Source organism: Ruficoccus sp. ZRK36 (assembly GCF_019603315.1).
Lineage (GTDB): Bacteria > Verrucomicrobiota > Verrucomicrobiia > Opitutales > Cerasicoccaceae > Ruficoccus.
Genome location: NZ_CP080649.1, coordinates 549,528 through 573,987, shown reverse-complemented (window position 1 = coordinate 573,987; position 24,460 = coordinate 549,528). Strand labels below are relative to the sequence as shown.

Genomic DNA, 24,460 nt, shown 5'->3' with positions numbered 1-24,460 from the left:
TACGGTTTTATGGGTAGGAAAATCATGCAAGCCAGGGATTGCAGCGCGGGGCATTCGCGTCCATCTTGAGTGAGTCATGATCTGGTTGATCTTAGGATTTGCAATGGGCCTCTTTGTTGGGGCCTGCCTGGGCTGGCTGCTGTATATCCGCCAGCGTCGGAAAAATGTGCAAATCGACGAAGAGAAACAGCTCGTCCACCAGGAAAAGCAGATCGTGGTGGAGTTCATGCACAACCTCGTCGAGGCCATCGGTGCTGGTGTCGGGCGCGAGGAGCTCTTTCAGCACATCGTGCATGCCTCCATCCTGAGCACCGGTGCCATGAGCGCCTGCATCTTTGAGCGCACCGGTAAAAACACCCTCAAGGGCATCGCTGTAGAGGGGTTGTTCCCGCCGCAGCACCAGTTGCCCGAGAAGTCCCGGGACAAGCTCTCGACGCGCTCCAAGTTCATCGAGCAGATCCTCAAGTCCGAGGTCTTTGAAATGGGCGAGGGGCTGATCGGCTCGGTTGCCCGCACCGGTAAGGCCGTGCTGATCGAGGATGCCCGTAACGATCCGCGTGTCATTCAGCACGACGACCCCGCGCTAAAGGTGCGCTCACTGGTGGTTGCTCCGCTGGCATTCCGCTCCAAGATACTGGGCGTGCTTGCCGTGGCCAACCCGGCCGATGGGATCGCCTTTAATGAAGCGGACTTCTCGCTCGTCCAGTCGCTGGCTGAGCAGGCGGCCATGGCTATCCATAACTCCGACCTGATGGAGATGCAGATCGAGAAGAGTAAACTCGACCTCGACATTGCGGTGGCCAGCAGCATCCAGGGCATGATCCTGCCCCAGAAGTTCCCGGACAACTCGGCCCTGGACATCGACGCCTTTTACCGGCCCGCCCAGAAGATAGGCGGCGACCTCTACAATGTCATCCGACTGGATGATGATCGCGTGGGGCTGGCGATCGCAGACGTTTCCGGTAAGGGGGTGCCGGCTTCGCTGCTCATGACGATTTGCCAGACGAATCTGCGGCACTTCGCGCAGTCTTACCGCAGCCCGTCAGAAGTCCTCAAGGCGATGAACCGTGAGATGTCCGAGGAGATCCGCCGCGACATGTTTATCACGATTATTTATGCCATCATTGATACCACGCAGCAGACACTGACGCTGGCGCGCGCTGGCCACGAGTTGCCGCTGCTATGCGTGCATGGCGGTGAGGACATCAAACCGGAGCTGACCTTTGTCGGCTCTGAGGGCATGGGGCTGGGAATGGTCCCGGCGGAGATTTTCGACTTTGTCATCGAGGACAAGACCGTGCCCTTCCAGCATGGGGATATCGCCGTCTTCTATACCGATGGCGTCACCGAGGCTGCCGATGAGGAGGGCACGGAGTTTGGCTCGGCGAGGTTGGCCGAGTGTGTGCGCACGCTCCGTAACCGCTCCTCCCGAGACCTCAATACCGGGATCGTCTCCACCGTCGAGCGCTACACTGGCCAAGCGAAGTTTGCCGACGACCTCACGCTCATCACCGTCAAGCATACCTGACCAGAACAGGCCCTGGACCTGTAATGCTTCGCATCACCTTGGCATTTTCAGGAGAAAATGCCATCAGTGGTTAGTCACCTCTCGGTTCAGATTAATCCCGTAATAGGCACACACAGTTTTGATGCTTGTGTCTCAGCGATTACCGAAAGGTCCGCCTGGACTAGGTGCGTGACCACACACGACATTCAATGGGGTAGGCAGCGCAGTAGGGGCGAAGCCCCTCAGTGTCCTGTGCGGTCACGCACCGCGGGTCTGTCTTCTTGCCAAATCACGGAGGACGGCCTACTATGGCTGTTTTTCACGATAGCAATTTCCTACCATGGCCCAGCAGACAACTCCCGAGACCCTCGACCGCACCAGCTTGCCGGACGCCGGCGGCCACTTTGGCCCCTACGGCGGCATGTACGTGCCCGAGACCCTCATGACCGCGCTTTACGAGCTGACGGAGGCTTACCGGGAGGCGAAAAACGACCCCTCGTTTCAGGTCGATCTGGAGTATTTCCTGCGCCAGTATGCCGGTCGCCCGACTGAGTTGTATTTTGCCGAGCGGCTGACTGAGCACTGCGGCGGCGCCAAGATCTACCTCAAGCGCGAGGACGGGCTGCACACCGGCGCTCACAAGGTCAATAACTGTATCGGCCAGGCCCTGCTGGCTCGCCGCATGGGGAAGAAGCGCATCATTGCCGAGACTGGTGCCGGGCAGCACGGAGTGGCCACGGCTGCCGTATGCGCGCGCTTCGGGATGGAGTGCGTCATCTACATGGGGGCCGAGGATATGCGCCGCCAGGCGCTGAATGTCTTCCGTATGCGCCTGATGGGTGCGGAGGTCCGCGCCGTCGAGTCCGGACAGAAGACGCTGAAGGATGCCGTCAACGAAGCCATGCGCGACTGGGTGGCCAGTGTCGGGGATACCCACTACATTCTGGGCTCCGCGTTGGGCTCGCATCCCTTCCCGATGATGGTGCGCGATTTCCATAAAATTATCGGCGAGGAAGTTCGTCGCCAGATTCTTGAGGCGGAGGGACGCCTGCCGCACGAGCTGATCGCCTGTGTCGGCGGTGGCAGCAATTGCATCGGTTTGTTCTACGACTTTTTGGAAAACCTCGAGGTGCGCCTCGTCGGTGTCGAAGCCGGTGGCTATGGCATCAAGGAAGGCCAGCACGCAGCCCGCTTCGAAGGTGGCCGCGTCGGTGTCCTGCAAGGCTGCAAGACCTACATCCTGCAAAACGACGACGGCCAGATCAACCTGACCCATTCGGTCTCAGCCGGGCTGGACTACGCCGCTATCGGGCCCGAGCATGCGTTTTATCATGACCGCGAGCGTATCCACTATGGCTTTGCGACGGATGAGGAAGTCATGGAGGCGTTCCAGGTGCTTAGCCGCACAGAGGGGATCATCCCAGCGCTGGAGAGCACGCACGCCGTCGCCTATGCGCTCAAGCGTGCGCCGCAGATGGCCTCGGACGAGCTGCTCGTGGTCAACCTCTCCGGTCGTGGCGATAAGGACGTGCAGGAAGTCATGCGCCTGATGGACCTGAAGCAGGATTAGTCAGTGAATGTCATGGACTGTATCTTTTGCAAAATACTCGAAGGTTCACTGCCTGCGCACTTTGTGTATCGGGATGAGCGAGTCGCAGCCTTCATGGATATTCAGCCTGTGAACCCCGGTCACGTGCTGGTGATCCCTGTTCAGCATGCTGTGGGACTTCAGGACATTAGCGCTGAGGATACGAAGCACATCATGACTGTTTCCCAGAAGGTGAGTTTGGCGATACGTGCCTCAGGTTTAAAATGCGAGGGTATCAACCTCTTCCTGGCTGATGGCGAGGCTGCGATGCAGGAAGTCTTTCACTTTCACATGCATGTCTTTCCGCGCTTTAAGGGCGATGGTTTTGGTTTAACTTTCTCGCCGGAGTATTTTACCAAGCCGCCGTATTCTTCGCTCGCAGAACATGCCGAGGCGATAAAAGCTCACCTCTGACCCCGTATGTTTCGGGGGAGGATATGCCTTCCTCAGGGACATTTGCAGGTTCTGTACGGGGAGAACCGGTTGTGACTTTTCGCTTTTGATTCAGCCAAGAATTCCACTACGCTCCCCCTCATGCAGTCGATGACCGGATTCGGGCGCGGTGAAGCGCGCAATGAGCATGTGGAGATCACCGTGGAGGTGTCCTCCGTCAACCGCAAGTCGCTCGAGGTTGGCGTGTCCCTGCCGCGCGACTGGCAGTCGCTGGAGCGCGACATCACCGAGGCCGTGCGCGGCTGCGCGCTGCGCGGTAAGGTCTCCGTCTATGTGCAGGTCCGCAAGGGCGCGCAGGGAGGCGGTCTGGACTGGGACGATGAGAAGGTGCTCTCCACCGTGCGCCGTCTGGAGACCTTTGCTCACGATCACGGCATGACGATCGCCCCCGATGGCGACCTGCTGCTACGCGTCATCAACAGCCTCGACACCGGCTCCGAGCTGCCCGAGGCCGACGCGGCGAAGCCCCTGCTCATGCAGGCGGTGGGCGCGGCGCTGGAGGGGTTTGCTGCCATGCGTACGAGCGAAGGCGAGGCACTGAAGAAAGACCTGCTGGAGCGCCTCGCGTTCCTCGAAGATCAGGTTGTGAATATGCGCGCCGTGGCCGAGGAGGTCGTCCCGACGTATCGGGAGCAACTCTTTGCCCGCCTGCAGAAGGCCGGGCTCGAGTTGGAGCTCGAAGACGAGCGCGTGCTCAAGGAGATTTGCCTCTTTGCCGACCGCGCGGACATTTCCGAGGAGTTGACGCGCCTCTCCAGCCACATTGAGCAATTCCGGGCCACGCTTGAGGAGGAGGGCGCTATCGGCCGCAAGATGGACTTCCTGTGCCAGGAGATTCACCGCGAGGTCAACACCTCCGGGAGTAAGGCGAACCAGATTGAGCTCACCCGTATCGTCATCGACTGTAAGAACGAGCTGGAGCGCATCCGCGAGCAGGCTCAGAACGTCGAGTAGACCTCAGCAGAATTCAGCCTGGGCGACTCCTGCTCTCGGTCGTCTCATTGTATCCGTTTATTGATACACGTATCGGTGTTTGCCTGATCGGGTCGCTCAGCCCCCTCCGCGGACGTTGTTTTTATCCTCTGGGTTGACCTTCCGGAGTGTGATGCGGTCTGCGCGCGTGTCCGAGTCGTAGGTCGTGTCGGGTGTTGTCAGGGAGAGGTTTTCCAGCAGGACGGAGAACCACCCGAGCATGCTTTTCATCTCCTGCGGCGGGCCCCATATCGAGAACTCAACCAGGCTGCCTTTGAAAAGGATGAAGGTATCGTAGCGCTGGGTGACGGCGCCGGTCTCGGGATCTTTCACCGTGTAGTCGATGGTGCGGGGGATGCGATTAAAGATGACGGGGGTCAACTTACTGCGGTATTTGGTGCCCTCGTTGTTGATCACGAGTTGGTCCTTTTCCGGGTAGGACTTTTTCAGTCCGGCGACACACGCGGCCATACTGTCAGCGCTCAGGTCCGGCAGGTAGCGCTTCGGGGCCCAGATGGAGATCGACCACTTTACCTGCGGGTAGTAAGTGCCTTGAAAGGCGAGGGATGTGTCCGGTATGTCGGCCTTCACCCAGTGCCTGGGTTGCAGCGTTGTCGCCTTGAACAGCGCGCAGCTCAGCTCCGAGCGCGTGCCCTCCCTGCCGTCGAAGGTAAAGGGGACGACCTCGAACTGAAGTGGCACCGGCTTCGACTCAGGTCGCGTATAGACGGGGCCTGTGTACGGCCCGCTCCTGGGAGGAGCCGTCTGCGGCTGGGCGTATGTGCTGAGCGTGGCGAGGCCTAAGAGCAGGACAGGTAGGGTAATGAAGCGCATGCCTGATTATGTTTAGCTCGGGTTGGCGATGCGCGCCTTGGCCTGGACGAAACCTTCCTTGTAGTCGGGGTCGCTGCTGGTGCCCTTGGACGTTTCAGGGATGTCCTGCAGGGAGACGCGGCGGTAGGTGCGCGTGTTGGGAGTCCCGGGCGGGTACGTGCCGTTGCGGAAGTTTTCGTTAAAGCCCCAGTCACGAGTCGGCGGGTTGTAGTAGTTGCCGGAGTTGCCGGGCATGGCCAGATGGTGGACTTCACTTTCAAACAGTGCGACCAGCGAACCACGGATAGTCAGCTCGCTGTTCCAGTACTCCAGGAAGCGCGGGAAGTTGTGGGCACCACCACTGATCGCCCCGCGCGATGGCATGTTTGGCGAGTCGCTGGGGATGGTGGGCTTCAGCCCGGTCAGAATGGCTGCAGAGAATTCCGTATACTCCGCGTATCGGTTGGAGGTGCTGCTGCTGTTGCTGTACCTGCGGTTGTTGGCGCTGTTCGGATACCAGCGGTTCGAGAGGACAGTGATGCTGTCGCACGCGAATGAGGCGGAGGGCTCGTTGCTGTTGTCCGGCATGTTGGCGTCGTTCGTGTGGGCGATGCCGTTGGCGTTCATGTTACCCACGGTGTAGAGCGGTGCGTTGGTGGCGATAGTCAGGCCGCTTTCCTCCGGATAGGTCGGGCGGGGGAAGCGGCTGCCGTCGATGATCTGCAGGGCGACAAACTGGTCATTGCCGGTGACGATGTTGTCGTAGCGTACGCGTTTGCCGGTGCTGTCGAAGTTTACGTCTGCACTCGAACTGGTGGAGGTCACCGTGGAGTTGACGGGGAACTGCACGTAAATAATGCCATTCCAGTCGGTGGCGGGGTTAAACTCGCCCAAGGGCTCTGTGTCGGGGCCGTAGTGGCTCTGCCAGTCTGTCGGGTCGTAGGAGGGGTCGGTGTTGTCAACCAGTTCGCAAAGCCGCTCAATGTCGATCGAGAGCAGGTCGAGCGCCTTATCCTCGCGGTGATCATAGAGGCCACCTACCACATAGCTATCCTCGGGGACGTAGTCATTGGTTTTTACGAAAGGCTCTTTTAGCTCCCAATGCTTATTGCTGCCCCAGCCGACCTGTACGTACTCAGGATAGTTGGCAGCGTCTTCGGCTTCTTGTTCCTCTTCATCGACTTCCTGCTGGGTTTTGTATCTTTCGAGCTGGCCTTCCATACCGTCCTCGATCTGGTTCATATTAGCATTAGCTGCGCCGATGAGACCCTTCGGCAGCTTGACCTCTATCATCACCGGATAGCCGGTGGAGCTGTTGATGACTGGATCGCCATCGGCATTGCGCTGATACTTGTAGGCCTTGACGAAGTAAGTATTGCGGCGCACGGAGAACTCAGCCTGCCCGGCGCTAAGGTTGGAGTATTTGCCGTCGGCGTAGTAGGGGTGCACGTCATCGCTGACTTTTTCGAGTTTCAGGATGAGGCCAGCCTTGTAGGCGTATTTTTCCTCGCGGATGCCATCGCCCTTGTAGTTGGGATGGCCCTCGGCCAGCACGGGCTCGATGAGCGCGTAGGCGTGGTTCTGGATGACGTTGATCTTACTGCTCGGGTCGCTGCTGAGCTTGGCACCTTCTAGGATGGACTGGTCGAGGGGCTCGTAGTCGTCGATCCCGATAGGGTTCAGGACCGGCACACCGTGGGCGGTGTCCTGGACGTAGCCATCCCAGCGCTGGGAGGCTTTGGAGCGCCAGTCATAGTCGCGGTAGTCGAGCCATCCGGCATCGGAGCTTCGGGAGCCGCCGATGTACATATCCTTAAAGTTACCGGTCGAGTTTACGATCTCCACGGAGGCGGTCTGGGTATGGTCGTTACTGCTCTTGAGGCTGCCGTCAGCGTAGATACTGCTGGTCTTGTAGCCGTGCAGGATGCGCCCGGCGGAGCTGATCGTTTCGTAGAACTTCAGGCCCGAGCTGGTCTGTACCCAGAAGTCTTTGTTGGTGTGGACCGGGCCGTAAATGCGCATCTGCGCACCAGGGTGAAGCTCGAGGTCCATGTTGTAGAAGATCGCGTGGGCAAACAGCGGTGAGTCGCGAATCTCGAGCACCTCACGTGCGAACGCCTTCATCTCCATGCCGCCGTTCATCGTCGAGCTGGCCACGGCTTTGCCGAGCACTTCGATGCGGCGTACGTAGGCGCGCTTGCCTTTGAGCGGGTCGTATTCGTTACTGGGGTCGGTCGGGTCGATGTAAACTTCGGTAGCGGCATCCGGGATCTCGCCAACAACGAGCTCGCACTTACTGAGGTCGATGTTGGAGCCATTGTAGAATGTGGTGGCAGAGCTCGGGATGGTAATGGGGTCGGCCGTGAGGGAGTCGCGCACCAGGCCGACAGCGCTCTTGGTGCGAAAGCGTTCCATCAGGTCGGCGAAGCCATATTCAACAATGGACTCGGCGGCGTTTTTCGCCTCCTGCTGGAGGATGTGCCGAGAGTTGTTTTTCTTTTCGGATATGCCCAATGAAAGAACCGATCCGAGAACCATGCTGATGGCTGCCGTCATGAGCAGGGCGATCATCAGCATCGAGCCCTTACGCTTGCGCAGCCAGCGCATGGCTCGTGTCGAGGAGGGGAGGGTGCTATGAGGTACGTTTTTCATGATTAACCCCTGGGTGATATGGTGAAGTTATAGGTGTCGGTGACGCGCTTGGCGCTGGTCCCATGCATGATTTGTCCATTTACCATGATGCTTGAGTCACGGTAGTTGTAGAAAAGTCTCTGGTTGGCCAAGCCCTTGGAGAGCTGGATCACGACGGGGTAGTCGCCCGCGCTGGTGGACGGCGGGATCAATGTCTCGGGGGATTTGTAGCGATCACTGCCGGTCGGATAGATGACAAACTTACGTACCGGGCCGGTTTGCTCTGTTTCATTTTCGACCACACGGTAGTAGCCCACGAGTTTGATGATGGGCTTGCTGTAGTCGACATCATCGGGGTACTTGGTGCCCTCCGAGGTGTCGTATGGGGCGAGGTCGTCCCCGTAGGTGATGAGCATCAGAAAGTCGCCTGATTCGCCGTCGCGCTTACGATAGTAGCTGGCGGGGTCAAAGTCCGAGCCCTGGTTGCTGCTGGGCACCGAGTCGTCTTCGCCGGAGGTCAGGTAGCTGGATGTCCACTCGCTGTTATCGTAGTAATTATCTTCACCCTGGAGGACATTGTTGGGGACGTTGCGGAAGTCCTGTGAGAACGACTCGTACATGACGAAGTGGCTCGCATTGCGAGCCTCCAGGGTCATCTCATTGGTGATGGCCCTCATGTCGTTATTGATCATGGACTTCTTTTCGCTCTCGTACATCACGATGGTCGAGTCGCGGTAGAAGGCGAGCCAACCGGCGACGAGCAGACCGATGATCGCCATCGAATACATCATCTCGACCAGGGTGAAACCGCTGGCCGCACGGGGGGTGTCGTATCGGTGGGAAAGTTTCATGGCTATCGTGATTAGAAGGTGGGGGCGTTACACCGGACGAAGCGCAGCTCGCCGTCATACCACTTGGACACACCGCGGACTTTCATCTGGTAGCGGTAGGACAGGGTGATCTCAAGGGCTTCGACATCTGATGATGAGTCGGAAAGGTTGTTCATCATGACCTTAAAGCGCATGGGCATGAGCAGCTCGTGCTGGTCGTCTTCACCGGGGTTTTGGATGTCGATCAAGACGTTGCGCTGGACCCAGGCACCGATGTACAGCGGGGAGTCGGTTTCGACATTCGTGGTCGATGCGACCCCGGTGGTCGATGCGTCGATGCTCTTGGTGTCGAGCATGACATCCTCGGCGAGGCTGTTGGTCTTGTAGCTGTCGTTGTCGAGTATACCCCAGCCGCTGACCGTGCTGGTGTGGCTTTCGTAGCTCTCAAGGGCATTCGTCATCAGCACATACTCGACGCTTTTGAGCTGCTCGACATAGCCTTGTGCGACCGTGAAGGACGTATTCTGATAAATGCTGCTCTCGGCGAGCATGCGGCTCGTAAATACGGCGGCAGTCGTGCCAGCGGCCACGATGGCCAGGATGGTCATACCTATCATAATCTCCACCAGGGAGTACCCTGGGGAGCGGTTGGGGGTAGTTGAGTTCCGGCCTGGACGCATGCTTATATCCTTTCTAAGGCCGATATATTAAGCCTCAGAAAGAATCCATATGCAATGAGCAATGAGCTTTTGCGCCTATTTTGAAACTAAATTTACCGCTTCTGAGGTTTGCTAACACCCGTAAATACAGGGATTTCTGTAGATGAGAGCGAGCCACTAGTGAACTCTTATGATGAACGCCGAAATAAACCTCGCAGCAAGCGGACTCAGTGGCTCGTACTTTGCGCGAAGAGAACCTGAAACTTTCGCCCCATATGGCCGGGGTAAATCAGCTCCTTGAGCGTTTGGCGATCCGGGTCGAACGCGCTGCCCTGCGCGGTGATAATGCGCTCGATTTCGGCAGTGGCGTTGTGCACGAAAAAGCCTTCCTGGCTCTCCAGTCGGGGCCTGGCCCAGCCAGCGCTTTCGAGGGCAGTAGCCAGGCGGTCCCAGCAGACGTGGCAGGTGAGATCCTGCTCGCCGGGCCGGGCCAGCAGGTCATCGCTCAACTCATGCCGGTAGTAGGCCCGGGCACTACCCGCCGGTGAGGCCTCCAGCAGCAGAGGCCAGCTTTTACCATAGTCGAAGAAGATAAGCAGCCCCTCGCGGACCTGTTTCCCGATCTGCGCAAGGAGCGTCTCGGCCTCCAGTGAGATATCTAGCCGGTATCCTTCGGACGAGGGAGGAAGTTCGCTCAGGAACGGCTGTGCCTCGGGACTGGGAGAGGGCAGGAGGGTATCGCTGAGTGTTTCGGCATCGACCTTCACCCCGCGCTCCTGCCAGGTATCGTGCTGATAGATAAACCGATGAAAAGGCTGGGCGTCGAGCAGCTCGTTGGCGAAGACCACAGCACGCTCTGGCATCTGCATGTCCTGCCCGGCCCCGATCTCGTGGTAGGCAGCGAAATCTCCCGCCTGTGCCGCGAGGGTGCCTTTTCCCGGCTCTACTCCGAGCTCCACCAGCGCGTAGTCGGAGCTCTGGCCGGGGAGGAGTTGCGCAATGGCCTCGCGCAGGAGTCGGGCGAAGACGCCCCCGAGGCTGGCTGCTGTGTAAAAGTCCGTGTCCTGGCTACGCCCGACGCGCTCCCGGCTGCGCAGGTAGTAGCCGTATTCGGGGTGGTAGAGTGCCAGCCGGGTAAAGTCGGCGTACGAGAGCAGGCCGTCTGGGCTGGCGGCTTCGCGGAGGACGTCTTGAAAGGAGGCGCTCATGGTGGGTTCGTTTGCAGGTCGTATCGGGCAGTCGGCAGGCAGGGCGGCCAAGGTCTTTACGTAGTGCCAATCTGGATGCCCCGCCCCGCCAAGGCCATCTTTTTGCCGGGATACGCCGGTTTTTTCCGGACAAGTCGCGGGATTACAGTCCCGTCCGTGGTGGCGTGCAGGTTTGGCTTGTCTCTGGGCTGCTGGCGTGAAATCCCTAGGTGTCTGCATATGTGGCTGGGAGTGGAAAGTTCGTGTGATGAGTCGGCACTGGCGCTGTTTAATCCGGTGGCGGGTTTGACGGGCGAGTGGGTCCACAGTCAGGTCGCTCTGCACCGTCGCTATGGCGGGGTGGTGCCGGATCTGGCCAGCCGCGAACACTTGGGTAACTTCGGCTGGTTGCTGGAGGAGGCTTCGGGGCACGGGGATTTTGCGTCTGTGGAGCAAATCGCGGTTACGTGTGGGCCCGGCCTGGCTGGTTGTCTGGCGATCGGTATCTCATTGGCCAAGTCTCTCGCTCTCGCGCTTGATGTGCCACTGGTCGGGGTGAACCACCTGCGCGGGCACGCGTTTTCACCCTTTATCCCGCTGCATGCGGAGGACCCGGCGGCTTTCCGTGAACGGCTTGCGGCCTGTCTCCCGCACCTCGGGTTGCTGGCCTCTGGGGGGAACTCCCTCCTCTTCCGTATCGGCTCCGATCTGAAGATCGAGATCCTCGCGCAGACGGTGGATGATGCTGCCGGTGAGGCATTGGACAAGGGGGCCAAGCTGCTCGGGATGGACTATCCCGGCGGGCCCCTTTTGGAAAAGGCTGCCGCCGCGGGCGATGCCAGGCGCTTTGAGTTCCCGGCCGGTATCCCGGAGGCGAGTGACTGGCGTTTCAGCTTTTCGGGCCTGAAGACCTCGCTGCGCTACCGGCTGGAAAAGATGGACGACGCCGAATTGGAGCGCGACTTTGCCGACTTATGCGCGTCCTACCAGCGTGCAGTGGTGCTCCAACTGGTCCGCAAGACCCGCCATGTGCTGCGGGCGGGGGACTACGCCAGCCTTGGGCTGTCCGGTGGGGTAGCCAACAACGGCCCCCTGCGTGAAGCGATGGCTGAGCTGGCCGACAAGGAGCGCCTCCCGCTATTACCTGCGCTGAAAAAGCACACGGGCGACAATGCGGCCATGATCGCCTTTGCGGCTTGGGTTGATCCTGAGGGCTGCCTGCCCGCCGAGCGGCTGAGCTTTCATCCCGCGCTGACGCTCACCGGCGAGGAGTGAGGCAGGACAGCGTCCTGTACCTGCTGCAGGGTTTGGGGGCGCAGAGCCCCCAAGGTCAGGCTCCGATCTCCTTGGTGTGCGTCTCGTGCTCTTGCTCGTCAGGAGTGTGGTCCTGAATGCCCTTCATGTGCTCGGTCTCATTGGGGGTGCTCATGACTTTCCACATGCACCAGGCGAACAGGCAGCACACCGCGCCGACCGAGAGAATCATTACTATCCAGCCAGATGGGGTCATGAGTCAGCCTCCTGTTTATGGACATCCTTGTAGCGCTGTACGGTCGAAATGATCAGGGCGAACGCCCCAGCAAGAATCGCCACGAGAGCGACACTCATCCAGGCCACCGGGTTGGGATCGACGAAGAGATCCGTTACGTAGCCGCTGAGGTGGGACTCGCCGTCGCCGGTCAGATTAATCCCGAACACACGGTTGATCCCGAAAACGCTGGTCAGCACCCACAGGACGAAAATCACGATCAGGAACAGCGGGCAGATCACTTTCATAATCGGCACGTAAATGCCCGGGATGCGGATGGCAGCGCCCACATGGGCCTCCTCGCGGCCGCGTCGCACGCCGATGACCCAGCCGAAGATGAGGATCTGAATAGTGGCCAGCACGAAGATGAGAAACGTGCCGACCCAGAAGTCGAGCGTATCGAGCGCCTTGATGCCTTCGCTGAAATAGACCACAAAGCCGCTGCCAATTGCCGTGATGAAGCCCAGAATCGCGGTCGAGCGCTTGCGGTCGGTCTTCAGGGCCTCCTCGATAAAGGCGATCCCCGGCTGGAGCATGGAAATCGAGCTGGTCATAGCTGCCAGGAAGAGCAGGAAGAACCACAGGAAGCCGAAGAGATTACCGAACGGCATTTCTGAGAAAACCAGTGGCAGCACCTTGAAGCCTAGGTCAAAGGTCCCCAGCCCGACCCCGGCCAGCCCGGCTACCCCGATGAAGGCCACCGCCGCGGGCACGGTGATGAGCCCCCCCAGTGCCACCTCGCAGAACTCGTTCGCGCTGGTGGCAGCCAGCCCGCTGAGGACCACGTCGTCGTCCTTTCTCATGTAGCTGGAGTAGGTGATGATGACTCCGAAGCCGACGGAGAGGGAAAAAAATATCTGCCCGGCTGCCGCCAGCCAGAGCTGCGCATGGGCGAGCTGGGCCCAGATGCTGACTGCCTCCACGGTGTAGCGGGCAGGATCTGCCGCAGCCTGCGCTTTAAACTCGGCGATGAGCCCCTTGTCCACGACTTCGCGTTTGTGGATCTGCTCACCGGTGGCCGGGTCATGCTCGATAAAAAAGGTTTTGGTCGGGTTCCAGAGGAAGCCGAGGCCGTTGTTTACGTTCTCGGCTGGCTCACTGGGGACGGGGGCGCCCAGCGTCAGGACCCGGATCAGCACGATGATGGCGAGGACGACGAGGGTGGGGACAGCGACCTTGCAGAATAGCTCGATCCCTCCCGAGATACCCCTGTAGATAAGGACAAAATTACAGATGAAGGCTGCCAGCAGATACGGGCCTACACCTTGTAGGCCAAATTCCTTCAGGGCGGCACCATCCTTACTTACACCGATGAAGCTGGCCCACCAGCCGGTGGACTCCTTGGCCGACTCGAAGTCGAGGTTCCCGGCGAGGAAATTGGTGGCATAGCCCAGACACCACGCCTCGATATTGACGTAGTACATGTAGATGATGACCGGGATGAGCACGCCGATCAGGCCCACATACTTGGCTGCCGGGTTGTGCCAGATAGCGTTAAAGATGCCGGGACTGGAGTTGAACCCCAGCTGGCCCCCTCGTCGGCCCATCGTCCACTCTGCCCAGCAGATGGGCAGGCCGATGATCAGAAACGAGATCACGTAGGCCACCATAAAGGCGCCGCCACCGTGCTGGGCTGCCTGACCGGGAAAACGCAGAAAGTTGCCAAGACCGACCGCACTGCCGGCCACCGCGAGGATGACGCCGAGCCGCGAGTTCCATCCTTCATTGGAGCCGGGTTTTGCCATGGGTGCTTTGCATACAACAGCTTCCGTGCCACGGAGCCAGAAAAAAATCGACTTGGAGCCGTTCGCTGGGCAGGGTGTGCGTTTCGAGTGTATCCATGAGCTTGCTAGACCGATACGTCTTTTCCGAGTGGCTGAAGATCTTCGTGCTGGCCATGGCGGCCACACTGGGGCTGCTGCTGCTTGAGCGCCTGTACGACGACTTGCCGGACTTCATCGACTGGGGGGCGACGACCTGGGAGGTCATCAAGTATTTCAGCCTGTATACGCCGAGCTTCCTGCCTACGATCATTCCGATCTCGCTGCTGATCTCGCTGCTCTTCTCGCTGGGAAATCTCCACCGCAACAGCGAGGTCGTGGCCATGCGTGCAGCCGGGATGAACCTCTGGCGCATCACCCGCAGCCTCTGGGTCGCCGGGGCAATTCTCTCGGCCCTGCTGCTGTACCTGAATGCCCGGCTGGTCCCGTGGTCGGTCGAGCAGAGCCGTGTCCTCAAGGACAACCTCAACTTCGCCGCCCAGGAGGAGAAGGACACGGACCGGCGCTACATCGGTTATCTGCCGCTGCTTTGCTTCGACAATCAGGCCGAGGGGCGCATGTGGTTCATGAACAATTTCAGCGAGTACTCCTACGAGGGCTTCGGGATCAACGTCTACCAGCACGATGCCTATGGCCGCGAAACAGGCCGCGTGACGGCCCGCGAAGGCTATTTCGACGATGTGGACAATAACTGGGTCTTTATCGACGGGCGCGTGCAAAAGGTCGATCCGGCCAGCGGGGATGTCTACTTCTCCAAGGCCTTCGAAGAGCAGGTCTTCCCTGAGTTTACCGAAGACCCGGTCCTGATGAAGACCTTGAGCAAGAAGCCGCAGGATTTGTCTTTCTTTGAGCTGCAGATGATTCTGGACAAAATCCCGGTCGAGACGAACCCACGGATGAAGTCTTACGAGATCCGCCTCATGAACATTCTGGCCAGCCCCTTCCGTTGTCTGGTCGTGGTGGGGATCGCCATCCCCTTTGCCGTGGCCGGGGTGCGGACGAATCCGGTCGTCGGCGTCTCCAAGTCGGTCGGCCTCTTTGCCCTCTACTATGTGGTCTCCAGTGTCTGCCGCATGCTGGGGGAGCAAAGCCTGTTGCCGCTGTTGATTTCGGCCTGGCTGCCGCTCGTACTCATGCTGGGCCTGTCTGTTTACCTTTTCCGCAAGGTCGTCTAGGAGCACTTTTCCTCACGCCAAGTATCCTCCTATGTCGCCCAGAGGTGCCACCCTCCCGCCTGCTGGTGAATTAACTCGTCATAGGGTGATATATCGCCTTTAACCTTCCCGTTTAGCCCTGCCCACCATTATGAGCGCGACATTAAAACTCAAACCGGGTCCGTCCCCGCGGGTCCTTCGCGGGCACCCCTGGGTCTTTGCGGGCGAGTTGACTCGCCTCCTGCCTGCCGAGCATAACGGCGAGGCCGTCGAACTGCGTGACGCCCGCGGGCGTTTCATGGGGATGGGGCTCTACAATGGTCGCTCCCAGATCGCCTGGCGTCGCTACAGCCGCGACAAGGATGCCTTTGACGAGGCGTTTCTGATGAAGGCACTGGAGGTCGCTATCTCCCGTCGTGCGCCTGATACGGCGAGACGGCTGGTGTGGGCCGAGGCTGATGGCTTACCCGGTCTGGTCGTGGACCAGTTCGGTAAGGTGTTGGTCGTCCAGGCCCTGACGGCCGGTATGGATAACGCCCTGCCGCTGATATCCAACTGCCTGCAGAGCCTGCTCGCCCCTGACGAAATCGTCTTCCGCAACGACGCCCCCAGCCGCAAGCTGGAGGGGCTGGAGAACTCCGTCACCACCCTCAGTGGTGAGCGTGCCGGTGCCGAATGGCTGGAGCTGGACGGGATCGAGTTCTTTGTCGATTTACAGAGCGGCCACAAGACCGGCTTTTACCTGGACCAGCGGGTGCAGCATCAGCGTGTGGCTGAGCTGGCCAAGGGGCGTCGCGTACTGGACGGATTCTGCCATCAGGGCGGATTCGCCCTGCATTGCGCCAAGGCTGGCGCCTCATCGGTGCTGGCGGTCGATATCTCCGAGGAGTGCGTCAAAACCGCGCAACTCAACGCAGGCAAGAACCGCCTGACGGTGGACTTCGGCGTCATGAACATGTTCGACTGGTTCACCGCCAACCGCAACGAGACCTTCGATCTCATCGTGCTCGACCCGCCGTCTTTTGCCCGCAGCAAGAAATCGCTGCATGGCGCCTTGCGGGGGTATAAGGAGCTGAACCTCCGTGCGATGCGGATGCTCTCCCCGGGCGGTATATTAGCGACTTACTCGTGCTCGCAGAATGTGGCTCCGGCGCAGTTTATGTCGGTGCTGGCTGAGGCTGCCGGTGATGCTCGCCGGGATTTTGCGGTGTTGGAGGAGACGGGCCAACCCGCCGACCACCCCGTATTGCTGACCATGCCCGAGAGCCACTACCTCAAGGGCGCCATCCTCCAGCTGCGTTAAACGAGCCTGGTGTTGGGGGCTCTGCGCCCCCAAGCCCCGCAGCAGGCAGAGCCTGCACTTTCGATGCTGCGCATCGCGTCGGCGTTTGTTGAAAGCAGCTGCTCTGCTTTCAACAAACGCCGAGGAACCAACATCTAAACTGGGGTGCAACCAAGAAAGTGTCTTGGACCTGTGATCACTCGGATTTCTTTTTGACGCACTCACAAACAAAATGAGGCACTTCGGTTTTGATGCTCTGCTCCTGCGATTGCGGTAAGGAACGCAGTTCCTTACCGCAATCGCAGGACACGATGCGCAGCATCGAAAGTGCAGCCTTCGGCTGCCGCGGGTCCGGGGCGCGTAGTCCCGGGAACTCCCACGCTAGCCAGTAATTCACGGGACTGGAGCTCCCAGTCAACGCGACGGGTATCGCTCTGTACGAGCCAGGCGGCTTCGATGTGCTTAAAATCGTGTCCGGCCATCCGCCATTGGGAGAGTGCGCACTGCATGGGGCCCAAGCTGGGGTTAAAGGCCGCGTTTTCGAGACTGGCCCCGGTTATAAAAAGCCGCTTTCCCCCGGCCAGGACGGCGACGGCACGGTTACCGGAGTAGGGCGCATGAGAGCGGGCGAGGGCTTCGCGTGCGGCCGCCGCCCATTCCTTGTCGGGCAGTTCGGGGAGTCGAGCTTCCGATGCATTTAACCCGGACGAAAAGTACTCTCCCCCAAAGGCTTGCGGGAGAAGATGGTCCAACGTGCTGGTTGCGGGAGCGGTTTCGGCGGCCAGAATGCGGATCCCAAGCCCGCCCCGGTCGAACTCCCTCAGGAACTGCCGGCAGTGCCCGCAGGGTGGGGCGGAGACATCCAGCCGGGCAAAGCTCTGCTCACCCGCCATGAGGGCGGCGGCCAGAGCTGCCTGCTCGGCATGGACGGCCGTGGACAGCGGTTGGCCGGGGAACTCCAGGTTCGCACCGAGGAAAACTCGCCCCCGTGCGGTGATAAGCACCGCCCCTACCTGATACCCTGATATCGGGACGTGCGCGAACGCTTTCGCTTGATTCAAACGCGCAAAATCGTGATGCTGTCCCTCTTCTTTCGGCATAGTTTTGCTGCTTTTAGCCTCTAACGGATCGCACGCCCCGCGAAAAGCGCGAAATAATCTTGCCATGAAAAGAGATCGAATATAAGTAAGTTACCCAACAAACCAAAGATTGCACCAAGATGAGCGCAACTGAGAAAAAACTTTCCAAAAACGAAGGCCTCAAAGAGGACAGTAATTTCCTGCGGGGGACGATCCTCGAAGGGCTGGCCGACACATCCACGGGCGCCATTTCCGAGGCGGATACCCAGCTGACGAAGTTCCACGGCATCTACATGCAGGATGACCGCGATGTACGCAGCGAGCGCCGCAACAAAAAGCTCGAGCGCGCCTACTCGTTCATGGTCCGTGTGCGCGTCCCCGGCGGCGTCTGCACGCCGACCCAGTGGCTGGCCATGGACAAGCTCAGCGACGACTACGCGAACCACACGCTCAAGCTCACCACGCGTCAGGCTTTCCAGTTTCACGGCATCATCAAGAGCAACCTCAAGCGCTCCATCCGCGCGATCAACGATGTGCTCCTGGACACCATTGCCGCTTGCGGTGACGTTAACCGTAACGTCATGTGCAACCCGAACCCCGAGCAGTCCGAGGTACACGCCGAGGTTCTCAAAGTCGCCCAAGAGCTTAGCGATCACCTGACTCCGAAGACCAGTGCCTACCACGAGATCTGGCTCGACGGGGAAAAGACCATTTCCAGCGAGCCCGACGAGGAGCCCATCTACGGCAAGACCTACCTGCCGCGTAAGTTCAAGATCGTCATCGCTGTCCCCCCGAGCAACGACGTGGACCTTTTCGCGCATGACCTCGGCCTGATCGCGATTATCGAGGACGGCAAGCTCGTCGGCTTTAACTTCACCGTCGGTGGCGGCATGGGCATGACCCATAACAACAAGGCCACCTACCCGCGTCTGGGTGAGCTGCTCGGCTTTGTGAAGCCCGAGGATGTGCTCAAGGTGGCCGAGTCCATCGTCACCACGCAGCGCGACTTCGGTGATCGCTCCGACCGCAAGCATGCCCGCCTCAAGTACACCCTCGATGATCGCGGGCTGGACTGGTTCCGCGGCGAGGTCGAGTCCCGCTCCGGGATCAAGCTTGGCGAGGCGCGCCCCTACACCTTTGAGCGTACCGGCGACCGCTACGGCTGGGTCGAGGGTATCAATGGCACGTCTAACCTCACCCTCTTTGTCCAGAACGGCCGCGTCCGTGACGACCGTGAGCTGAAGATGAAGACGGCCCTGCGCGAGATTGCCAAGATCCATGACGGGGACTTCCGCCTGACCGCTAACCAGAACCTCGTCATCGGTGCCATCAGTGCCGACAAGCGCCCGCAGATCGAAAAGATCCTGGCCGAGTACAAGCTCGATAAGTGCTTCGATCGTCCCGGCATCCGCCTGAACTCTATGGCCTGCGTCGCGCTGCCCACCTGTGGCCTCGCCCTGGCTGAGAGCGAGCGCTACCTGCCGGACCTGATCGGCGAGCTTGAGACTGTCGTCGAAGAGGCCGGTCTGGGGCAGGACGAGATTGTCATCCGCATGACGGGCTGCCCCAACGGCTGTGCCCGCCCCTATCTGGGCGAGATCGGTCTGGTTGGCCGTTCCCCCGGTAAGTACAACCTGTACCTCGGGGCTGGTTTTGACGGCTCACGCCTGAACAAGCTTTATAAGGAAAACGTGAAGGAGGGCGAGATCGTCTCTGTCCTCAAGCCCATCATCGAGAGCTATGCCAAGCACCGTGAAGAGGGCGAGCACTTCGGTGACTTCACCATCCGTCAGGATTACGTCAAGCCGGTCAAGGTCTCCAAGACTGACTGGTGGGCTGCTAACTAAGCAGACCGAGCCTGACCACTCTTCTACAGAAAAACCGGCGGCCCCTTTGGGACCGCCGGTTTGTTTATGTGGACTTCCGATGACCGCCTCAGTGCCAGCTCTTGAGCCGGTGGCGCACGCGCTGGGCACGCTGCCGCAGGCCGCCGCCATTGCGCTCAAGGTAGGACGAGGCGAGAATGATGCTGGTCCCGGCCACGGCGAGGGAGATCCAGAGGTTCTGCTGCACGAAGCTGAAGGCCAGGTGCAGGTGGTATCCGACTGTGAAGATGAGGGTCGCGGCCCCGGCCAGCAGCACGGTGCGCTCTTCCAGTACGAAGGCCACCAGCAGGAGCGCGAGCGCAGTTAGCAGGCCGATAATGCTAGGGAGGTAGCCGTCCTCGCCGAGGACGGAGATGTTCAACAGGCAGGTCATGAGCATCAGGATCGAGGCGATGCCACGCAGAGCGATGCCTTTACCCTCGGACTTGAAGGACAGCCCAAATAGCCCGAGGCACCACGGCAGCAGGAGCACAGGCAGTATGATGGTGTCGGACAGATGATGAAGGGGCAGACAGGCGTCCACAGCGACGATCCATGCCCCCAGCATGAGCGGATAGGAGAAAGACTGGCTCGCGATACGCAGGCCGGACAGCGGCAGGCAGCGCGGCAGTCCGCTGAAGAGCAGCAGTGCGCCAGCAGTGAGGATGAAGCACATAAGCCCTTCGCTCATCGGGTGCATGCACAGGTTGCGGATGACGAGCAGCCCCACTGGAGCAAAGAGCAGGCTGCGCATGGCTACGCCGTCCCAGGTTTTTAATGATGCCCCGCGTGAGAACCACACACGGTCGGCCACGATGAGCCCCGTCACCAGCAGCGCGGCCAGTCCGGCCACGAGGTCGCCATCGCGCCAGGGGAGCAGCAGCAGCGCGTTACCGACCAGAAAGAGTGCGGTCATCTTTTTAGCACCGTTGCGGGCCAGCGCGCTAAAGCCCGTGTAGGCGAGAGGGATCAGGACGATCAGGCTGATGCCGATGGTAGCCAGCAGGGGCGTGAGCCCGACCGGCTCGAAGGTGAAGACCTTTTTCAGGCCCACGCGGTAGGCCATACTTCCATGCATCTGCGCGTAGATGAGCGCACCCAGCTGGGCGAAGTTCGCGGGCAAAAACGCCGTGGCCAGCGCCAGAAACGTGCGGGCTCCTTTGTCCTCACGCCAGCGGTAGGTGCAGAAAATACCCGCCCCGCTGAGAAGCGCCGTGAACCCGAGGAAGCTGCCGGTGCGCAGGAGCGGCGAGCCGTTGACCCATCCGCTGACCAGAAAGCTCAGGGCCGCAATAGCCAGCAGCAGCGCACCGGTCCAGCGCAGGATACGCGGGTAAAGCTCTGTCCATGATCGGCGCTCGGCAGGAGCATCGTCGGTGGAGGAATGGCTTGCCAGCGGCTGGTCGGGCTCGCTGTGCAGGTATGTTTTTTTCGTGCCGGCCGCCGCAGGAGGTGCGGGCGGCAGCGGGGGCGGTGTGCCCAGCGGACGGGGAACGTGTTTGGGCGGGAGGCTGTTGGTGGAATCAGAAGTGTTCATCGGAAGTTAATTTAGAGTTAGTGACGCGAGGGGCTCAGCTGCGGGCGCTGCTGTCAGGCCGGGTCAGCTCGTCCAGCTCGGCCTCCAGCCCGGCCTTTTCCTCCTCAGCGGTAAAACTGTCTGCAAAGGTGTCTACCGGAGTCGGTTCGCAGAATGTCTCGGTCTCGGCCAGCTTGAGCTCCCAGCGCTCGAAGATGTCGTCGATGCCGCATAGCAGGGTGCCTTCTTCGGGGGCGGATGCGCTCAGGGCACGAGCCCGAAAGTCGCGGGCCGCCAACTCGTTTTTACGACGGCGCAGGCCGGCCATGTGCTCTTCAAGCTTGCCGATGTCAGTGCTTAGGGAGCGCTCGGTCTGCTCATGTCGTGCGAGTTCCGTGCTCAGGTGCTCAAGCTCGCGGCGGGCGATGTTGCGGCGGCGCAGGCACTCCAGGGCGCGCTCCCGGTTGTCGTCGGCCTGGGCCTGAGCGCGTCGCTCCCAGTTTTCGGCGTCGGTGGTGAGGGCTTCGATGCGGGCGCGTAGCCGCTCGCCGTCCCGGTGGACGTGGGAGAGTTTGACCTTGGCCTTGGCCGAGGCAGCCTGGGCCTCACGGATGGCCTCGGTGACGAGTGCCTCGTGGTTTTCCACACGTGAGATCAGCGACTCGAAGCCGCTCCCGATCGTGATTTTCCAGCGTTTCCAGAATGTGCTCATGATGTTTTCAGTCGTTGAGGATTTATAAATGCCCGCTTGATGCGGACGCATCCTCTATAACTTGAGCCATGCCAGAAAGGGACTGTGGGTGTGTTTGTGTTTTGTAAGATTCTTACTGATAATGGATTAAATATTTTATTGCCGATTGTTGCTTGGGGAATATGTGTGCAGATGGCGTCCTTTAATGTATGGTTGTGTTCGTTTAATGTACGGCTATTGGTTCTTGTGCTGTGTGCAAGGGGAGCAACTTCGGGTTGCCGATGCTCTGGCATGGAACTTGAATAGCATTAAGTGATGAAGGCGGTGCATTCAGCAGGAGAGTCGGCCGGTTCGGAGCCCGTATTGGGTGATGAATACAATGCTGCTGTGGCGGTGACGCCGGCTGTTGCCCGCTACTGCAGTTGCTCAGACTGGGTGCTGCCAGCCCATCGTCACCTATGTGGGGAGCGTCGGCTGCATGTGCGCCGTGAGGGAGACAGTTGGCTTGCGCTGGCGGAGGGGCCGCTCATGCAGGTCATGGATACGCTTCAGCCGCTGGACGCGCTGTGGTGCTTTAGCTCCTCGCTGATCGGTCCGGATGCACGGGCGAGTGTGGATCTGCTGGAGGATTTTCTGGAGGATAAAACGCCACCGCCCCAGATGGCGCTGCTCGGTGGCATCCCATGGGACAGCGATCTGCATCTGTATTTGCGACGTGGATACGGTGGCCGCTGGCGCGTGCACGCGCTGCCGGGTACGGATTGCCTGCAGGCTAGCCTGGAGGGTGGGGCCGATGGCTTCCTGTCGCGCCGCAGTGGTAAGTTTCGGGCGGGGCTGCGCCGCTCCGTACGGCTGGCAAACGAGCACGATGTCAGCTTCGAACTTGTGCGCGACGCGCCCGACCCTGCCGCCTTATTTAAGCGATTGCTGGCAACCGAGCAGAGCTCCTGGAAATGGCAGGCGGGCGAGAGTATTTTCCAGACGGACAACACTCGTGCCTTTTACGAGGAGCTGATCGCGCGCAGCTGTGCCTCCGGGCGACTGCGTGTCGCCTTTGCCCGTCGGGAGGGTGTAGACATCGGCTATGCATTCGGAGCCGCTTTGGGCGGTGTCTTTCGAGGGCTGCAGATGAGCTACCACCGGGAGCATGGCGATCTTGCCCCGGGTAATCTCTGTCAGTGGGAGCTGATCCGCCACTGCGCCGAGGAGGGGCTTGAGACATACGATCTCGGGATGGATATCGACTACAAGGCCCGCTGGGCTGAGCACAAACTCAAGCTGATCACCCTGCTCATGGTCCGGGCGTATTGAGTCGTGCCGGTCTGATTGTCAGGGCTGGTCGCCCTTTATTTGACCGTCCGCTGCTTTCAGCTCAAACGATTTCTTGCAGTCCAGGCAGTCCGCCTTACGTGAGCGTATGGGCAGCAGCGGCCCGGTTATGAATATCAGGATCGCGGTAAGTAGACCCAGCTCCCGCACGTGTACGCGGGCGGAGCCGCAGTGGGGACACTTCAGGATGCCAGGGTCGAGAGGCGGCAGGTCCAGGATCTCTCGTGCCTGCTCATAATCCTCTTCGCAGACGGCTACTTTTACGCCTCCGATAGCGTTGGAGTAGAGCCAGTAGAGGGCGACCGTGTTGTCGTCCCAGATGGCAACCTCGATGCCACTGGCCTCTAAAAGCGAGGCGGTCAGATAAGCCTCTTCTGGCTTTGAGTAGGTGGCGACCACTTTCATGCGTTGCCGTAAGAACTAGTACGGCATCGCTGGCTGGTCAATGGTTTCCATCAGGCGTTTCGCCACCTCCGGGATTGAAAAGCGCCGCTCATAGCAACGCCGGGCCGCCTGGGCCATGGCATACTTTTGGCCACGGCTCATACTGAGCCAGTTGCACAGGAGCTGCTCGGTACCGGGCAGCGTGTCGGGCTCGGCCATGCCAGCTCCGTCCTCAACGACTTCCTTCCAGATGTTAACCTTGTCGGAGATGAGGGCGGGCTTGTTTACGGCGAGTGCCTCCGCGACGACGATGCCGAAATTCTCCTGATGGGACGGCAGGATGAGGGCCTGTGAGTTAGCGAGGGCGCCCCATTTCAGGTCGCCGGTCAGCATTCCCGTAAAGTGTATATTGGGAGCTTCGCTGAGGCTTCTGAGGCGCTCCGCGTAGGCGGTCTTGTCGCCGGGGCCCGCCAGGACGAGCTGGGGCGGACGGGCTCCGTTGCTGACGAGCTCGTCATAGGCAAGCACGAGCAGGTCGAGTCCCTTCTTAGGGTCGATCCGGCCCAGATAAAGGAGGTAGTCTTTGCCTATCTCCGGGTAGCTCTTCTCAAAGGCGCTACGAGCCTCGGCCAGGTCGGTGGGCGGCTCTTCGATGCCCAGCCCCACTACGGAAGCGGTTACCCGATAGGGGCTGAATGAGGTCCGGGCCAGCTCGCGCTCGGCCTCGCAGGTAAACAGCACGGCACGGGCATCGCGCAGGACACGATACTCACCCCAGCGCCAGTATAGCTGCTTTTTGATGCGCTTGTGCAGGTAGGCTTTGTTGAACCACGGGTCCAGCATCCCATGGGGGAAAACGAAGTAGGGCGTCTGGGTGCTACGCAGGCAGCTATGGACGGCCAGCCCTACATATTGCCAGAGACCGTGGACGATAATCGTATCGTACTCACTGTGGTGGGCGCGCAGCCAGGGCTTTAGATACGGACAGTAGCCGTAGGTGCGTTTGGCCGGTCCGATCTCGTGCAGATGAAAGGGGAGCGGTCTGTAGTTGGTTCCTGCTACATCGAGGCAGAGGACCTCAGCCTGGTGTCCAAGTAGTAGCTGTGCTCCGGCAATCAGCCGGACGGCTTCCACCACACCTCCGGCCTCAGGCCGCATGGTGTGGATGACATGCAAAATTTTCATATTACAGGTAGAAATGACAGAGTAGC

The 24,460-nt window shown here is 60.0% G+C and carries 21 protein-coding genes; 9 read left to right on the top strand and 12 right to left on the bottom strand.

Annotated features, from left to right (window positions below):
• Positions 1-103 precede the first annotated feature (103 nt).
• The 4 genes from K0V07_RS02500 to K0V07_RS02485 all read left to right on the top strand — a co-directional run bounded on the left by K0V07_RS02500 (position 104) and on the right by K0V07_RS02485 (position 4,502).
• Positions 104-1,528, top strand: a complete 1,425-nt coding sequence (locus K0V07_RS02500; RefSeq protein WP_220622956.1) for a GAF domain-containing SpoIIE family protein phosphatase — start codon at positions 104-106, stop codon at positions 1,526-1,528.
• 319 nt (positions 1,529-1,847) lie between these two features.
• Positions 1,848-3,077, top strand: coding sequence for a tryptophan synthase subunit beta (gene trpB, locus K0V07_RS02495; RefSeq protein ID WP_220622955.1), 1,230 nt, complete (start codon positions 1,848-1,850; stop codon positions 3,075-3,077).
• A gap of 12 nt (positions 3,078-3,089) precedes the next feature.
• Entirely contained in the window at positions 3,090-3,509 is a 420-nt protein-coding gene (locus K0V07_RS02490; RefSeq protein ID WP_220622954.1) for an HIT family protein, read from the top strand.
• A 120-nt stretch (positions 3,510-3,629) separates the two neighbouring features.
• Positions 3,630-4,502 (top strand): YicC/YloC family endoribonuclease, encoded by an 873-nt coding sequence (locus K0V07_RS02485; protein ID WP_220622953.1) that lies wholly within the window; start codon positions 3,630-3,632, stop codon positions 4,500-4,502.
• Positions 4,503-4,598: 96 nt separating this feature from the next.
• Here K0V07_RS02485 and K0V07_RS02480 read toward each other — a convergent pair whose 3' ends face one another.
• From K0V07_RS02480 to K0V07_RS02460, 5 genes are all read right to left on the bottom strand, one after another.
• Positions 4,599-5,354 carry a hypothetical protein gene (locus tag K0V07_RS02480; protein WP_220622952.1) on the bottom strand — a complete coding sequence of 252 codons (756 nt, stop codon included), beginning with the start codon at positions 5,352-5,354 and terminating at the stop codon, positions 4,599-4,601.
• 12 nt (positions 5,355-5,366) lie between these two features.
• A complete protein-coding gene (locus K0V07_RS02475) occupies positions 5,367-7,985 on the bottom strand; it encodes a hypothetical protein (RefSeq protein ID WP_220622951.1) in 2,619 nt (872 codons plus the stop codon).
• A gap of 2 nt (positions 7,986-7,987) precedes the next feature.
• On the bottom strand, positions 7,988-8,815 hold the full coding sequence (locus tag K0V07_RS02470) for a prepilin-type N-terminal cleavage/methylation domain-containing protein (RefSeq protein ID WP_220622950.1): 828 nt from the start codon (positions 8,813-8,815) through the stop codon (positions 7,988-7,990).
• Positions 8,816-8,826: 11 nt separating this feature from the next.
• On the bottom strand, positions 8,827-9,411 hold the full coding sequence (locus K0V07_RS02465; RefSeq protein WP_220622949.1) for a hypothetical protein: 585 nt from the start codon (positions 9,409-9,411) through the stop codon (positions 8,827-8,829).
• A 269-nt stretch (positions 9,412-9,680) separates the two neighbouring features.
• Positions 9,681-10,661: an SAM-dependent methyltransferase gene (locus K0V07_RS02460; protein ID WP_220622948.1), complete on the bottom strand. Its 981-nt coding sequence runs from the start codon at positions 10,659-10,661 to the stop codon at positions 9,681-9,683.
• 276 nt (positions 10,662-10,937) lie between these two features.
• Between K0V07_RS02460 and tsaD the strand changes: the two genes are divergently transcribed.
• Positions 10,938-11,915 carry a tRNA (adenosine(37)-N6)-threonylcarbamoyltransferase complex transferase subunit TsaD gene (tsaD, locus tag K0V07_RS02455; protein ID WP_255568088.1) on the top strand — a complete coding sequence of 326 codons (978 nt, stop codon included), beginning with the start codon at positions 10,938-10,940 and terminating at the stop codon, positions 11,913-11,915.
• 55 nt (positions 11,916-11,970) lie between these two features.
• Here tsaD and K0V07_RS02450 read toward each other — a convergent pair whose 3' ends face one another.
• Complete coding sequence (locus K0V07_RS02450; protein ID WP_220624111.1) at positions 11,971-12,150, bottom strand: hypothetical protein; 180 nt, start codon at positions 12,148-12,150, stop codon at positions 11,971-11,973.
• Positions 12,147-13,913: a sodium:calcium symporter gene (locus K0V07_RS02445; RefSeq protein WP_220622946.1), complete on the bottom strand. Its 1,767-nt coding sequence runs from the start codon at positions 13,911-13,913 to the stop codon at positions 12,147-12,149. The genes K0V07_RS02450 and K0V07_RS02445 overlap by 4 nt, the downstream gene beginning before the upstream one ends.
• 95 nt (positions 13,914-14,008) lie before the next feature.
• Between K0V07_RS02445 and K0V07_RS02440 the strand changes: the two genes are divergently transcribed.
• Entirely contained in the window at positions 14,009-15,124 is a 1,116-nt protein-coding gene (locus K0V07_RS02440) for an LptF/LptG family permease (RefSeq protein WP_220622945.1), read from the top strand.
• A gap of 130 nt (positions 15,125-15,254) precedes the next feature.
• A complete protein-coding gene (locus K0V07_RS02435) occupies positions 15,255-16,406 on the top strand; it encodes a class I SAM-dependent rRNA methyltransferase (protein WP_220622944.1) in 1,152 nt (383 codons plus the stop codon).
• Positions 16,407-16,675: 269 nt separating this feature from the next.
• On the opposite strand, the gene cdd is transcribed toward K0V07_RS02435, so the two are convergent.
• Positions 16,676-17,446 carry a cytidine deaminase gene (gene cdd, locus K0V07_RS02430; protein ID WP_255568087.1) on the bottom strand — a complete coding sequence of 257 codons (771 nt, stop codon included), beginning with the start codon at positions 17,444-17,446 and terminating at the stop codon, positions 16,676-16,678.
• A 158-nt stretch (positions 17,447-17,604) separates the two neighbouring features.
• Between cdd and K0V07_RS02425 the strand changes: the two genes are divergently transcribed.
• Positions 17,605-19,311, top strand: a complete 1,707-nt coding sequence (locus K0V07_RS02425; protein WP_220622942.1) for an NADPH-dependent assimilatory sulfite reductase hemoprotein subunit — start codon at positions 17,605-17,607, stop codon at positions 19,309-19,311.
• 88 nt (positions 19,312-19,399) lie between these two features.
• Here K0V07_RS02425 and K0V07_RS02420 read toward each other — a convergent pair whose 3' ends face one another.
• Together K0V07_RS02420 and K0V07_RS02415 are read right to left on the bottom strand one after the other, a co-directional pair.
• On the bottom strand, positions 19,400-20,866 hold the full coding sequence (locus K0V07_RS02420; protein WP_220622941.1) for a hypothetical protein: 1,467 nt from the start codon (positions 20,864-20,866) through the stop codon (positions 19,400-19,402).
• Between the two features lie 34 nt (positions 20,867-20,900).
• Entirely contained in the window at positions 20,901-21,557 is a 657-nt protein-coding gene (locus K0V07_RS02415; RefSeq protein WP_220622940.1) for a PspA/IM30 family protein, read from the bottom strand.
• Between the two features lie 294 nt (positions 21,558-21,851).
• Between K0V07_RS02415 and K0V07_RS02410 the strand changes: the two genes are divergently transcribed.
• Positions 21,852-22,847 carry a GNAT family N-acetyltransferase gene (locus K0V07_RS02410; protein WP_220622939.1) on the top strand — a complete coding sequence of 332 codons (996 nt, stop codon included), beginning with the start codon at positions 21,852-21,854 and terminating at the stop codon, positions 22,845-22,847.
• Positions 22,848-22,865: 18 nt separating this feature from the next.
• On the opposite strand, the gene K0V07_RS02405 is transcribed toward K0V07_RS02410, so the two are convergent.
• On the bottom strand, positions 22,866-23,270 hold the full coding sequence (locus K0V07_RS02405) for a DUF2007 domain-containing protein (protein ID WP_220622938.1): 405 nt from the start codon (positions 23,268-23,270) through the stop codon (positions 22,866-22,868).
• Between the two features lie 15 nt (positions 23,271-23,285).
• A complete protein-coding gene (locus K0V07_RS02400; RefSeq protein WP_220622937.1) occupies positions 23,286-24,434 on the bottom strand; it encodes a glycosyltransferase in 1,149 nt (382 codons plus the stop codon).
• Positions 24,435-24,460 lie beyond the last annotated feature (26 nt).

Bases quoted from the DNA above. Each gene is read 5' to 3' on its own strand.
- K0V07_RS02500 (WP_220622956.1), top strand. From the start codon at position 104: ATGGGCCTCTTTGTTGGGGCCTGCCTGGGCTGGCTGCTGTATATCCGC.
- trpB (WP_220622955.1), top strand. From the start codon at position 1,848: ATGGCCCAGCAGACAACTCCCGAGACCCTCGACCGCACCAGCTTGCCG.
- K0V07_RS02490 (WP_220622954.1), top strand. From the start codon at position 3,090: ATGGACTGTATCTTTTGCAAAATACTCGAAGGTTCACTGCCTGCGCAC.
- K0V07_RS02485 (WP_220622953.1), top strand. From the start codon at position 3,630: ATGCAGTCGATGACCGGATTCGGGCGCGGTGAAGCGCGCAATGAGCAT.
- K0V07_RS02480 (WP_220622952.1), bottom strand. From the start codon at position 5,354: ATGCGCTTCATTACCCTACCTGTCCTGCTCTTAGGCCTCGCCACGCTC.
- K0V07_RS02475 (WP_220622951.1), bottom strand. From the start codon at position 7,985: ATGAAAAACGTACCTCATAGCACCCTCCCCTCCTCGACACGAGCCATG.
- K0V07_RS02470 (WP_220622950.1), bottom strand. From the start codon at position 8,815: ATGAAACTTTCCCACCGATACGACACCCCCCGTGCGGCCAGCGGTTTC.
- K0V07_RS02465 (WP_220622949.1), bottom strand. From the start codon at position 9,411: ATGATAGGTATGACCATCCTGGCCATCGTGGCCGCTGGCACGACTGCC.
- K0V07_RS02460 (WP_220622948.1), bottom strand. From the start codon at position 10,661: ATGAGCGCCTCCTTTCAAGACGTCCTCCGCGAAGCCGCCAGCCCAGAC.
- K0V07_RS02450 (WP_220624111.1), bottom strand. From the start codon at position 12,150: ATGACCCCATCTGGCTGGATAGTAATGATTCTCTCGGTCGGCGCGGTG.
- K0V07_RS02445 (WP_220622946.1), bottom strand. From the start codon at position 13,913: ATGGCAAAACCCGGCTCCAATGAAGGATGGAACTCGCGGCTCGGCGTC.
- K0V07_RS02440 (WP_220622945.1), top strand. From the start codon at position 14,009: ATGAGCTTGCTAGACCGATACGTCTTTTCCGAGTGGCTGAAGATCTTC.
- K0V07_RS02435 (WP_220622944.1), top strand. From the start codon at position 15,255: ATGAGCGCGACATTAAAACTCAAACCGGGTCCGTCCCCGCGGGTCCTT.
- K0V07_RS02425 (WP_220622942.1), top strand. From the start codon at position 17,605: ATGAGCGCAACTGAGAAAAAACTTTCCAAAAACGAAGGCCTCAAAGAG.
- K0V07_RS02420 (WP_220622941.1), bottom strand. From the start codon at position 20,866: ATGAACACTTCTGATTCCACCAACAGCCTCCCGCCCAAACACGTTCCC.
- K0V07_RS02415 (WP_220622940.1), bottom strand. From the start codon at position 21,557: ATGAGCACATTCTGGAAACGCTGGAAAATCACGATCGGGAGCGGCTTC.
- K0V07_RS02410 (WP_220622939.1), top strand. From the start codon at position 21,852: ATGAAGGCGGTGCATTCAGCAGGAGAGTCGGCCGGTTCGGAGCCCGTA.
- K0V07_RS02405 (WP_220622938.1), bottom strand. From the start codon at position 23,270: ATGAAAGTGGTCGCCACCTACTCAAAGCCAGAAGAGGCTTATCTGACC.
- K0V07_RS02400 (WP_220622937.1), bottom strand. From the start codon at position 24,434: ATGAAAATTTTGCATGTCATCCACACCATGCGGCCTGAGGCCGGAGGT.